The organism is Candidatus Defluviilinea gracilis (assembly GCF_057138825.1).
Window position 1 is genome coordinate 13,897 of record NZ_DBNHEF010000049.1, and the last position, 11,639, is coordinate 25,535.

12 protein-coding genes and 1 tRNA gene are annotated in these 11,639 nt (G+C 53.9%); 9 read left to right on the plus strand and 4 right to left on the minus strand.

Going from position 1 to position 11,639, the window contains the following annotated elements; translation table 11 throughout:
* Positions 1–41 precede the first annotated feature (41 nt).
* The 9 genes from AC16KF_RS06740 to AC16KF_RS06780 all read left to right on the plus strand — a co-directional run bounded on the left by AC16KF_RS06740 (position 42) and on the right by AC16KF_RS06780 (position 9,705).
* The gene (locus tag AC16KF_RS06740; RefSeq protein ID WP_484036538.1) at positions 42–1,550 is read left to right on the plus strand and encodes an ArnT family glycosyltransferase; all 1,509 of its coding nucleotides are present in this window, start codon (positions 42–44) and stop codon (positions 1,548–1,550) included.
* Positions 1,551–1,561: 11 nt separating this feature from the next.
* A complete protein-coding gene (locus AC16KF_RS06745) occupies positions 1,562–2,335 on the plus strand; it encodes a glycosyltransferase family 2 protein (protein WP_484036539.1) in 774 nt (257 codons plus the stop codon).
* Positions 2,332–3,549, plus strand: a complete 1,218-nt coding sequence (locus AC16KF_RS06750; protein WP_484036540.1) for a glycosyltransferase — start codon at positions 2,332–2,334, stop codon at positions 3,547–3,549. The genes AC16KF_RS06745 and AC16KF_RS06750 overlap by 4 nt, the downstream gene beginning before the upstream one ends.
* A 130-nt stretch (positions 3,550–3,679) precedes the next feature.
* Positions 3,680–5,416, plus strand: coding sequence for a polysaccharide biosynthesis tyrosine autokinase (locus tag AC16KF_RS06755; protein WP_484036541.1), 1,737 nt, complete (start codon positions 3,680–3,682; stop codon positions 5,414–5,416).
* 143 nt (positions 5,417–5,559) lie between these two features.
* Positions 5,560–6,165, plus strand: coding sequence for an RNA polymerase sigma factor (locus AC16KF_RS06760; RefSeq protein WP_484036542.1), 606 nt, complete (start codon positions 5,560–5,562; stop codon positions 6,163–6,165).
* A complete protein-coding gene (locus AC16KF_RS06765; RefSeq protein ID WP_484036543.1) occupies positions 6,146–6,676 on the plus strand; it encodes an anti-sigma factor in 531 nt (176 codons plus the stop codon). The genes AC16KF_RS06760 and AC16KF_RS06765 overlap by 20 nt, the downstream gene beginning before the upstream one ends.
* A gap of 3 nt (positions 6,677–6,679) precedes the next feature.
* The gene (locus AC16KF_RS06770) at positions 6,680–7,657 is read left to right on the plus strand and encodes a bactofilin family protein (RefSeq protein WP_484036544.1); all 978 of its coding nucleotides are present in this window, start codon (positions 6,680–6,682) and stop codon (positions 7,655–7,657) included.
* A 159-nt stretch (positions 7,658–7,816) separates the two neighbouring features.
* Positions 7,817–8,932, plus strand: a complete 1,116-nt coding sequence (locus tag AC16KF_RS06775; protein WP_484036545.1) for a C45 family autoproteolytic acyltransferase/hydrolase — start codon at positions 7,817–7,819, stop codon at positions 8,930–8,932.
* A gap of 506 nt (positions 8,933–9,438) precedes the next feature.
* Positions 9,439–9,705: an RHS repeat-associated core domain-containing protein gene (locus AC16KF_RS06780; RefSeq protein WP_484036546.1), complete on the plus strand. Its 267-nt coding sequence runs from the start codon at positions 9,439–9,441 to the stop codon at positions 9,703–9,705.
* Between the two features lie 10 nt (positions 9,706–9,715).
* On the opposite strand, the gene AC16KF_RS06785 is transcribed toward AC16KF_RS06780, so the two are convergent.
* The 4 genes from AC16KF_RS06785 to lepB form a co-directional block, all read right to left on the minus strand.
* A tRNA-Glu gene (locus AC16KF_RS06785) sits at positions 9,716–9,788 on the minus strand.
* A 361-nt stretch (positions 9,789–10,149) separates the two neighbouring features.
* Positions 10,150–10,692, minus strand: coding sequence for a hypothetical protein (locus AC16KF_RS06790; protein ID WP_484036547.1), 543 nt, complete (start codon positions 10,690–10,692; stop codon positions 10,150–10,152).
* A gap of 10 nt (positions 10,693–10,702) precedes the next feature.
* Entirely contained in the window at positions 10,703–11,011 is a 309-nt protein-coding gene (locus tag AC16KF_RS06795) for a YgiT-type zinc finger protein (RefSeq protein WP_484036548.1), read from the minus strand.
* Between the two features lie 10 nt (positions 11,012–11,021).
* Positions 11,022–11,621, minus strand: coding sequence for a signal peptidase I (gene lepB, locus AC16KF_RS06800; RefSeq protein ID WP_484036549.1), 600 nt, complete (start codon positions 11,619–11,621; stop codon positions 11,022–11,024).
* Between the last annotated feature and the right edge of the window lie 18 nt (positions 11,622–11,639).

An 11,639-nucleotide genomic window follows, 5' to 3' on the forward strand; every position in this document is an offset into this window, starting at 1 on the left:
TATTTGCCTCGGACCTCTTCATGGATTGGAAAGCGATTAATATGAGGCGGCTTCTTGTCGCCTTGGCGTTTGTTTCTCTGTTGGTGTTAGGTGTCTATCATCAACCCTATTACCCGGTTACCTGGTTTGACGAGGGGCTGGCGTTGCAGGGCGCGTTGAATTTGGTCAACCATGGGCAGTATGCCATGCGGTCTGTGGAAGGGTTTCGGATGCTTGATCAGCCGTTGATCGCGAATGGACCAGGCTTGATCGTTCCGATTGCAGTACTATTCAAGATCTTTGGCGTAGGGTTGTTGCAAGCGCGGATCCTTGCCGCCGTATTTTTTCTTGCGGCGGTTTGGTTGTTTTTTCGCATCTCATCCGTGTTGTATAGCGCGCCTTCCGCGTTGATCTCGGTATTCCTGTTGTTGTCGATCCCAGACGAAGGGTTCTTGTTTTATGGCAGGCAGGCTTTGGGCAACGTTCCCGCGCTGATGTATTTTTTTATCGGGTTTCTCTGCTTCTTTGCGCTTGGGAAAAAGAAACAGACGCGTTACGCAATTCTCTCAGGGTTGTTTTTCGGGCTGGCGCTGGTGACGAAGGGTCAGTATTGGATCTTTGTCCCCGCGTTGGGCTTGGCGGTCGTTGCAGATTATTTTTATTACAAGCAAATCCGACCTCTCAACAGCATGATCGTTTTGGTTGTGATGCTCACCTGTGCCGCCTTATGGTTCGGCGTTCAGTACAAATTGGTAGGCGCGGAAAATTTTGCCGCTCATCTTGCGGCGCTCGACTCGAGCGCAGAAGTGACCATCCTGGCGTTTCGGGCGAGTCGTATACCGGGAAATATATGGTACCTACTACGTTCCGGTTTTTTGCTTTTTGCGGGTCCTGGCTTGCTTCTGTCGTTTCTGGAAAGCCGTCAACGGACCTTATTTGGGTTAGGGAAATTCATGCTGGCTGTGTTCGTCACAGTCTGGGTCCTTTGGTTTTGCTTTATATCAGTCGGGTGGCCCCGTTATATGTTCGAGGCTTTCTCCATCGGGCTGGTTTTCTCTGGAGAGGTTTTTTATCGAATTTATTTATATATTCGCAAGACCTGGAACGAGTGGCAAAAAAGTTCGAGGTTGCGACAAAGCTCCTTGTATGCAGGGTCCGTTTTTCTGTTGGCGGGTTTGGTTTGGGCGGGAAACGGTTTGTTCCAGCAGATACGGGATATTGATGTCAGGCACGATGCAACGCCCGAGAAATTTGCCGATTATATTATTCAAAACCTTCCCGCGGACGCGGTGATCGAATCGTGGGAATGGGAGCTCGACCTGTTGACGCCGGATCACACGTACCATCATCCTGCCAATCGCTGGGTCGACCTCAAGACCGCGGAAACGCAGTTTGGCGAGATGACAGACGAGATCTATGATCCAACGGCGTATGATCCAGATTACCTGATCGAAGGTCCCTTTTCGAAGTGGACTGGCATGTATACCGAGTTTTTGGCGGGAGGCTGTTGCGTCCCTGTGGTTACTGTTGAGAATTACACATTGTATAAAATCAACCATCGCGAGGAGTGAAAAGATTGCATATGAAAATATCCATTGTTATTCCCTGTTTTAATGAAGAGGATAACATCGAAAAACTGGGAACAGACTTCTTCCCCGTTGCCGATAGCTTGATCGGAAGTAAATTGCCGGACGGCGGCGCTGTGACCTCTGTAGAAGTCGTTTTTGTCGACGATGGGAGCAAGGATGCTACGTATCACGCGCTCAAAACCGCTTTTGCTTCCCGTTCCAGCCAGACAATACCGATTAAGTTTGAGAAGCATGAAGTAAATCGCGGGCTTGGCGCGGCAATCCGCACAGGGTTACAGGCTTCGACCGGCGACATCATTCTCACAACCGACAGCGATGGAACCTATAAATTTGGGACCATCCCAGCCTTGTTGGCTTGCCTTCAGAAGAATGTGGATGTGGTGACCGCCTCGCCGTACCATCCGGACGGGGAAGTGGTTGGAGTGCCCGGGTATAGGATATTCCTTAGCAAAGGCTCGTCTCTTCTTTATCGAATTTTGTTGAACTGGAACATCTACACGTATACAGCGCTGTTTCGAGGCTATCGCCGCAGAGTGGTCGAACAAGTGCAATTCGAGGCGGATGATTACCTTGCCGGCACCGAGTTCATGGTCAAAGCCATGCTCAAGGGATTCAAGGTCGTCGAGTTTCCCGCCGCGTTGCATAGCCGTATGTTCGGGGTTTCCAAGGCGAAGTTGTGGCGCACGATCAAATCTCATTTGCGTTTTCAATACAGACTTCTGTTGCATCGGCTTCGCCTGCGTTCGATGTTTTCCAGCCCGGCATGAAAATCGCATATTTTGTTCCGTATGTGCCTAATCTGATTCGGGTCAGGCCCTATCAGTTGATCTCGCATCTTTCCGCCCTTGGCGCGGAGGTGACCGTCTTTACGGTGACGACAAACCAAGGAGATGTTGAGGATGCGCGCGCGTTGAAGAGCCTGTGCCATGATGTTGTATACGAACATCAACCCGCGTTGCGTTCGTATTGGCAGAGTCTGATTGCTTTGCCAACCCGGCAACCTTTGCAGTCTGTATATAGTTGGACCCCAGCGTTGGTTGAACGTTTTTTCCAATCCTACAGCGTTTCTTCAAGGTTTGACGTTGTGCATGTGGAGCATTTGCGCGGCTCAATGTTTGGAACAACGATCCGTTCACGCCTGCCCAGCCTGCCGGTCGTGTGGGACAGCGTGGACTGTATCAGCCACCTCTTTGAGTTGACCTCCGCGAAGAGCCGCAGCGCATTCGGCAGGCTGATCTCCACGCTAGACTTGCGTCGGACCCAGGCGTGGGAAGGTGAGCTGGTTTCCGCGTTTCATCATGTGACGATCACATCACAGGCTGATAGAGAGGCGCTCCTACGATTATCTTCAAAGACACCATCGCCCGTGACCGTGTTGCCCAATGGCGTGGATATGCAATATTTCCGCCCGGATGTTGCGATTCAACGCGATCCAGAAACGATCGTCTTTAGCGGTAAGATGAGTTATCACGCCAATATTTCGATGGCAGATTTTCTGGTTCGGGAAATCATGCCTACCATTTGGGAGAAACGCCCAGGCGTGAAATTGCTGATCGTCGGAAAGGATCCGCCGGCGCATATTACATCCTTGCAGGCAGACCCTCGTATTATCGTCACAGGCACTGTTGCGGATATGCGTCCATATCTTCAAAAAGCAACGGTTGCGGCGGTTCCGCTTGTGTATGGCGCGGGAATCCAAAATAAAGCGCTTGAGGCGATGGCGTGTAAAACACCTGTGGTAACAAACATGAAGGCGATGATAGCTTTACAAGCGAAGCCCGGAGAAGATGTTTTGGTGGCTGACACCGCTGAGGAGTTTTCACGGGAACTTCTACGCCTGATCGAAGACCCATCATTACAACAACAAGTGGGGCAGGCTGGATTGGACTATGTTCGGAAGCATCACGATTGGACCGTTTTGGCTGGGAAATTGATTCATATTTACGAGGAAGCCATTCACCATGCGAAAATACTTACCTGACCTTGCGTATAGCGACCACGTTGGCTGTTCCTATGGTAACTTTTCTAATGTTGCAACGTCATGAAGTTCGAGGAGAACGTTAGGTTATTTAATTTCTCCTGCTATAATTCTGTTTATAAAATTGGTTCCCATGGATATTAATCCCTATCTCAAACCTTTAATCAAATGGTGGCGGTTGATAGCAGTGACCACTGTGCTGGCTCTGATTTCCAGCTCGATCTCGACGCTGTTTCAGCCGGCGCAATACATTTCCCGCACCACTCTGGTGACGGGAAGCACCATTTCCAATCCCAACCCGGAACCGGGTCAGATCTCAATTTCGCAACAGTTGGCGACGATCTACTCAGATATGGCGCGGCGTGAACCGGTGCAGGAAGCCACGAAACAGGCGTTGGGCATTGACTGGCTTCCGCAATACAATTCGCGCATCATTCCGAACACCCAGTTGGTCGAGATCGCTGTCACCGACACAGACCCTCGTCGCGCGCAGATCATTGCCAATGAATTGGCGCAACAGTTGATCAAATTAAGCCCGGCGGTCAGCGGCACGGGCGGGGAACAGCAGGAATTCATCGACCAGCAACTTGCCAGCCTCCAGGAACAGATCGAACAGACCGACAAGGAAATTAAAGACCTTCAGGCAAGTTTGAAGGTTCAGACCAGCACGAGTCAGATCGCGGAGACCGAAAAAGAAATTCAGACTCTGACGCTTAAGTTGACCAGCCTGCGGGATAACTACGCAACGTTCCTTTCCAATTCTCAGCAGGGCGCATTGAACACCTTGACGGTTGTGGAGCCGGCGAACCTGCCCACAAAATCGGAGGGTACCAGCAAACTGCTGATCATTGGCTTGGCAGGGTTGGTTGGGCTGTTGCTTTCGGCAGGCGCCGCGTATGGGTTGGAATATCTCGACCGCACCATCAAGACAACTTCCGATGTGGAGCGTATCTTTAATCTGCCGGTCATCGGTTACCTTTCGCAGATCTCTGAAAATGGCAATAACGCCACGTATGTGTTGAGCCATCCGAACTCGATCGTTGCCGAGAACTTTCGCTTGTTGCAATCGAACCTTGAGTTTTTCCAAACCTATAATTCCGCCAAGACGATCCTGGTGACCAGCCCGGTGCAGGGAAACGGCAAGACGACGGTTGCGGCGAACCTCGCGCTTTCGTTCGCCATGAGCGACCAAAAGGTGATCCTGGTCGATTCCGATCTCCGGCGTCCTTCTGTTCACAAAGCCTTGAAGATCTCGCAGAACCCGGGGCTGGCAGATATCATCCATGCGCGGATTGCCGCAAAAGAAGTTGTGAGACCCGTGAAAGGGAAGCGCATCGACGTGATCACAGCGGGGCACATCCCGCCGAGTATCACCGAGGTGGTTAATTCAAAACGTGTCGGCGCGATTTTGAACGAATTGCGAGACGAATACGAGACGATTATCGTGGATGCGCCGCCGTTGATCATTGCCGATTCGTACAACCTCGCCTCGAAAGTGGATGGTGTGGTATTGGTGATCGAACCCGGCTTGACGAAGGACGATCAGGCAAAGGTCATTAAAGAGCAGTTGAATCGCGCCGGGGCGCGGGTGATCGGCATTGTGTTCAATAAGGTTTCGGAAACCAACGCGAAAACGTATGGCGATTATCAGTACATGTCCATGTACTCGCCCCAGCATTACAGCGATTATGTGTCCAGTAGCGCGCCCAAGGTGGATGAACCGGAATCGAACTCGAAGAAACTGCTGGCGTTCTTCGAGCGCGGCGAAGTTCCGCCCGATGTCAAATCATCGTTGGAGAGCGCGTTCGACCGCTTCCAGAACCAGCGGAAAACACTGTTCAGCCGGTTCAAAAATAAATCATCCAAGTAAACGATGGCAAGCCTCCGCAAGGGGGCTTGTTTTTTTGAGGGTTAGAATCAGCCGCACTGGTAGAATGAAGCGACGGTCGTCCTCCGTGAAATGTCGCGCAACTATTTTTCCCGCAAGGCGTATAAGGAGTACGAGGAGCGCAGGTGAACGATGAACTCGCCTGGGTAGCCCAGGCTCAACAAGGCAGTGACGAAGCATTTACCCGGCTCGTCGAATCGCATCAGACACATGTGTATAACTTGTGTTATCGAATGCTGGGCGAACCTGAAGCGGCGGAGGATGCCGCGCAGGAGACTTTCTTGCGCGCCTACCAAAACCTGCATCGTTACGACTCGAGTCGTTCGTTCGTCACCTGGCTGCTTTCGATCGCCGCGCATTATTGCATCGACCGCCTGCGCCGAAAGAGACTCTCGGTCTTTTCGATGGATGAGGAGCGCGAGGATGGGACGGTGTTTGAGATCGCCGACCCCGCTTCGCCCGACCCTGAGGTCGAATCGACCAAGCGGGAGGAGCGCGACCGCCTGCACCGGCTTTTGGGCGACCTCGATGAAACGGATCGCGCGGCGGTGATTATGAGGTATTGGTACGACTATTCTGAAATTGAGATCGCTGAGTCGTTGCAGTTGACGGTCAGCGCTGTGAAGAGCCGCCTGCATCGCTCGCGACGGGCGTTGGCAGGCATGTGGCAGGAGGAGGAAACTCTGCCTGCCCAAACGGAAAGGAGACGCCATGAATCACCAGCCTTTTGAAACCTGGCTTTTGCATGAGGTTGCGCTCGATGCGCAACAACAGCGCGAATTGGATTCGCACCTGCGTTCGTGCGCGTATTGCGCCGCGCTGGTAAAGACCGCCAGGGTTTTGCGCTCTGCGAAACTGGCTGTGCCCGCTCCGGGATTTGCAACCCGGTTTCAGGCGCGGCTGGCGGCTGAGAAAACCGCCGAGCGCCGCCGCCGAATCCTCGGTTCCGTCTTTTTTGCTTTTGGCGGGATGTTGTTGTTAGGATGGCTGGTGTCGCCTTATCTGGCTGGCTTTTTGCAATCGCCTGCCAGTTGGATCGCCGCATTGGTGGAGACGGCTGTGTTCATTCTGACCACGCTTCAGGCAAGCGCGGAGGCTGGCAAGGTCATCCTCGATGTGCTGGGCAGGTTGCTTCCGCCGTTTGGGTGGATGGTGATCGTTTCAGGCGTTGCCGGCGTCAGCTTGTTGTGGTCGGTATCCATTTGGCGGTTCGCGTTTCGAAGCGCGCCGCAAGGAGTGTAGTGTATGAAGACAAAATTTAGGATCGTTACTCTGATTTCCCTGATTATGCTTGCGCTTGTTCCGACCAGCGCAGCGCTTGCTCAGGGGCCGGGACCCAATGGCGGTCAGGTGATCTTTGGGAGTAACTTCACGCTGGAATCCGGCGATACGTTCGACGGCGACCTGGTGGTCTTTGGCGGAAACGTGTCTATTGAAGAAGATGCCGAGTTCAACGGAGACCTGATTGTGGTGGGCGGCACTGTGAAAAGCGACGGGGCGATCCATGGCGATGTTGTCGCTATTGGCGGGCAGATTTATTTGAACGAGACCGCGTCGACGCTGGGTGATGTGGTCACCATTGGCGGGCAGGCAGTGGTGGCGGAGGGAGCCGTGGTCGAAGGGGAGATCGTCAATAACGTTCAGCCGGAGATCAATCTTCCGGATGGGCAAGTTCCGCCTTTCCAAGACCCGTCCAGAATCGATGTGAAGTACGATTTTGGGTTCAGATTCTTTGGGCAAATATTCCAGTTGTTCTTTTGGGCAACGCTGGCGGCGGGATTCGCCATGTTACTGTCGTTGTTCTGGAAGCCGCAAATGGAGCGCGCAGGCAATGCCATTGCCGCGCAACCGCTGATGGTCGGCGCGATGGGTTTGCTGGCGGTGGTAGTGAGCGCGTTGTTGTTCCTTACGATCATCCCGCCCATTGTGCTGGGTTTTGCCTGGTTGTTTGGGATCGTTGCCTTTGGGGCGGAGGTGGGCGAGCGCTTCGCCAAGGCAATGAGCCAGACGTGGTCGCCGGTGGCGACGGTGGGCGTTGGCACCTTCTTGCTTGTGCTGGTCAGTGGCGCGCTTGGTTTTCTCCCTTGTATCGGCGGGCTGGCGCAATTCTTGCTTGGGTTGCTGGCGATCGGCTCGGTGGTGATCACCCGCTTCGGGTCGCGGACCATTCATACGTCTGGTGTGATCGTGGATCCGCCGCCTCCGCCTGTCGCGCAGGCGTAAAAGTCCGCATGATGTAATTCGCGCATGTAAAACGTCCCGCAGGTTCGGTTGAATCAACGGAGCGCTGCGAGAAAACCTGCGGGAGGGTGGGAGCATCGCTGTTATAATTTGTCTGCCCCGGGTATTCGCCCGGGGCAGATTGATTTTATTGGAGGTCTCATGGCATTACAACAAAACCCCATCCCGAACACGATACTTCATCAATCCGCGCCGCCGCTGGTGGAGGTTTCGGGCACACACCGCGACATGGGCAGGCAGATCGGCGAGGCGAGGCGCGAGCAGGTTCAACATAGCATCGAGAATGCCCGCGTGTTGATCGACCAATCGTACAATACTCTGGAACTCACGTGGGGAGGCGCGCAGATCCAGTCGCGTAAGTATTTGCCGTTCGCCGAGGAGCGTTATCCCCAATACGTGGATGAAATGCGCGGCATTGCCGAGGGGGCGAATGTGTCGTTCGATGATGTGGTGGCACTCAATACCATGGAAGCCATGACGATGGACGCCTTGCATCTTACGCGCTGCACCAGTTTTGCGGTGAACGAACAGCGCGCGGCGGATGGTCATGTGCTGGCGGCGCACAACGAGGATTGGGTGCCGGAAGACGAGAATGATGTGTATGTGGTTTTGGCGAAGCCGAAGGAGGAACCTCCGTTTCTTGCCATGACGTACGGCGGATTGCTCCCTAACGTGGGATTCAACGCCTACGGCATCGCCCAGTTGATCGATTCGGTCTACCCGAACGATTCCCGCATCGGCATTCCCCGCCTGGTTGTCGCGCGCGCCGTTCTTTCCTCGCGTCGTATTTCAGGCGCCATCGGGCGGATGCTCATCTCGCATCGCGCCGCGGGGTACAACCACCTGCTCGTTCATGAAAGCGGGGAGATGTATTCGGTGGAGGTCTCGGCGAAGCGTTTCGACATCTTGCACGGCACTGACGGATATATGGTTCACACGAACCATTATCTTTCGCCGACCATGAAGGAGATCGAGAAGGACCCCGAGGAGTTGATCTCTTCTCGCGTGCGCTACTTCCGCGCGAACCGCTTACTGCGCGAGAACTCGACCCATACGATCAAAACCCTGCAGACGATCCAGAAGGATCATGTGAACCTGCCGAACTCCATTTGCAATCACAACATCGCCGGTATCGACCCGATGGACCGCGAGAGCACCATTTCGGCGCTGGTCATCGACCTGACCGCCCGCGAAATGCACATCGCCTGGGGCAACCCGTGCCAGAACGCGTATCACACGTATCACTTGGATGCGTGATGAGAGACTGGAGAGTGGAGAGTAGAGAATAGAGAATAGAGAATAGAGAGTAGAGAGTAGAGAATAGAGAAATGAGAGTGGAGATTGTCTTTAGAGAGTGTTTCTGAAGTCTTTTTTGGACACGGATCACACGGATTTCACGGAGAAAACTATTTGATAACCCTTGTTTGACCGTGTAATCCGTCGAATCTGTGTACTTACGAAACAGTGTCTTCCATGAGAAGTCTGAGTACCTTACACAAAGGTTTTGGGGTCGCAGACCGCGAAGTGCGCTGATTTTCGCTGATTCAGAATGAAAAATCTGCGTTTTCAGCGTGTATCAGCATGCCGATTTTGAAAGTGTAAGGTAATCAAATGGGTAGTCTCTTCTTGTTGCTAATTTCGGTAATCGGCACAACAACCTACTATCCCGCTGGCGGAGCCATCCCAAAGAGCATCGGGACGATGTGCGAGTCAATGGTACACTCTACTTCACCTTGAAAGATCACCTTGGCTCGGCGTCCGTCGTGACCGATTCAGCAGGCAACATCGTGGGTGAAAACCGCTATTACTCCTTCGGCGAGACGCGCCTCGCCACAGGAAGCATGTATACGGACAAACTCTTCACAGGGCAACGGAATATCGCTGGTTTGGGAATCTACCATTACCAGTCGAGATTCTACTCCCCCAAGCTGGGACGCTTCCTCAGCGCGGACAGCCTTGTGCCGAATCCATTCAACCCGCAGGAGTACACTCAGTGTTCCAAAACAAAAACGCGCCTCACGGCGCGTTAGGTTTTGTTAGTGCCCCCACGGGGATTCGAACCCCGGTCGTAGCCTTGAAAGGGCTGCGTCCTAGTCCACTAGACGATGGGGGCAAACGTTCTTTCGTAAAGCGGGCGGATTTTATCATCCCGCCTTGCAATGGTCAAGCAATTGGCTACATGCTACATGAGAGCGGTTATTTGGGTCTGCGAAGCCACACCGTTCGTGTCGCGACACGGCAGAGTCCACAGAGAATTTGAGATTTTTTTCTCTACCGTACATGAAAGATATTTACCGCAAAGCGCGCCAAGGTCGCCAAGATAAAAAAGTTTTCTTTATGTTCTTTGCGGGTGTCGCATGGCGCCATGGCGACACTTAGCGGTGCAAATGTACCGGTAGAGAGAGATTTTTCTCTGCGGTCTCGGTGTTCCCTGTGGCAAAGAAGGTTATGACACGCCTGTTTCGCCACGCCCGCTACTTATCCTCTTTCGCCCGCTGGTTGAGGAGCGCCATCATATCGATGAACACGCGGTTGAACAACATCGCGGGACTTTCCACCCTGAGGTTGGGGATGAGGATGGCTCCCAGCACGGCGTCGAAGACCGGAATGAAATTGCGCGTGGTATCTGAAATCAGCACCGAAAAATCGAACCGACCCGAAATCTCCAATTTCCCTTCCACTTCGTACACCTGCGAAGTCACCCGGGCAAGCACAGGCGCGGCATTCGAATACCCGCCGCGCACCACCGCCGCAGGACCCAGGTCTTCGCGGCGCGCGGCGCACAACGCGAAAATATTTGTCTTCACCAGCCTCACTACCTCAAAATGATCCACTAACTTTGTGGGCATATGGATGCGCGCCAGCCGCGCATCATGCACTTCAAGATGCGACTTGGTGTGGTCGTTCATCGTCCCCATGATGCCGCTCGTGCCAGCCATCACCTTGCCGACGATACGATAGCCGGCGGTGTATAAATCTGCGGGAAGGAAACGATACGTTCGAGAGGAAGAGTCCATGGTGTGTGAGTCAGTCCAGCGGGGGGGTGGGATGATTCAACGCGGGCGGGGCAGGCTTGGGCGTCCGATGGACGCGGCGCGTGGGCTTTCCCGTTTCCGGGCTGAGGAGCATCGCCAGCCACGAGACGGCGCGCTCATCGTATTCGCGTCTGCCGCACAGGTCGCAGATCCAGGCGGGGAAGTTCGGCACAGTGACGAGTTCCTCGCTGAGCCAGGTGAAATAGGTGATGTGGCGCAAGTGCATAATGCCCGCCGAACATTCACTGCACGGAACGCGGTCTGCATGGGGTTGGAGGGGAGCGGCATGGGTATCGTTCATAAAGGTAACTTCATTGCGCGGCAAAAGCCACGTCGATGTGGTTGATGATCTCCCATTTGGGAGGGGGCCAATAAATGACCACGGCTTTACCGATCACATTGTCCATGGGGAGCAAACCCCACTCGTGCGAATCTTTCGACTCGTTGCGGTTATCGCCCAGCACGAACAGGCTTCCCTCGTCCACCTGCCATGTGCCGTTATAAAACGGCGCCGAAGCAATGTACGGCTCCTCCAACTGCAACCCGTTGACCAGCACCCGACCGTTTTCGACCACGACCGTATCGCCGGGCAAACCGATCACGCGCTTGATCAGGTCCTGGCTGGGGTCGCGCGGATAACTGAAAACAATGATATCGCCTCGCGAAGGCGCGCCGAGTTTATACGCCAGTTTATTCACCAGGATGTATTCGCCGTTCTCAAGCGACGGGTTCATGCTGTACCCATCCACGCGCACGCGGGCAGAGACGGCGTTGATCCCAAAATACAGGAAGACGGCAAGAAGAAGCGTTTCGAGGATATCGCGCAGCGGACGCTTCCATTCGACGGGTTGGTCTGCTTCGCCCGTAGGCGGGGAATTCTGTTCTGTGAGAGGGGGTTGAAGCGAATCCATGTGGCGGCATTATACTGC

What these genes read in the sequence shown, in the direction of transcription:
- AC16KF_RS06755 (WP_484036541.1), top strand. Translation starts at nt 3,680, where the DNA reads ATGGATATTAATCCCTATCTCAAACCTTTAATCAAATGGTGGCGGTTG.
- AC16KF_RS06770 (WP_484036544.1), top strand. Translation starts at nt 6,680, where the DNA reads ATGAAGACAAAATTTAGGATCGTTACTCTGATTTCCCTGATTATGCTT.
- AC16KF_RS06795 (WP_484036548.1), bottom strand. Translation starts at nt 11,011, where the DNA reads ATGAACGATACCCATGCCGCTCCCCTCCAACCCCATGCAGACCGCGTT.
- AC16KF_RS06775 (WP_484036545.1), top strand. Translation starts at nt 7,817, where the DNA reads ATGGCATTACAACAAAACCCCATCCCGAACACGATACTTCATCAATCC.
- AC16KF_RS06745 (WP_484036539.1), top strand. Translation starts at nt 1,562, where the DNA reads ATGAAAATATCCATTGTTATTCCCTGTTTTAATGAAGAGGATAACATC.
- lepB (WP_484036549.1), bottom strand. Translation starts at nt 11,621, where the DNA reads ATGGATTCGCTTCAACCCCCTCTCACAGAACAGAATTCCCCGCCTACG.
- AC16KF_RS06790 (WP_484036547.1), bottom strand. Translation starts at nt 10,692, where the DNA reads ATGGACTCTTCCTCTCGAACGTATCGTTTCCTTCCCGCAGATTTATAC.
- AC16KF_RS06740 (WP_484036538.1), top strand. Translation starts at nt 42, where the DNA reads ATGAGGCGGCTTCTTGTCGCCTTGGCGTTTGTTTCTCTGTTGGTGTTA.
- AC16KF_RS06750 (WP_484036540.1), top strand. Translation starts at nt 2,332, where the DNA reads ATGAAAATCGCATATTTTGTTCCGTATGTGCCTAATCTGATTCGGGTC.
- AC16KF_RS06765 (WP_484036543.1), top strand. Translation starts at nt 6,146, where the DNA reads ATGAATCACCAGCCTTTTGAAACCTGGCTTTTGCATGAGGTTGCGCTC.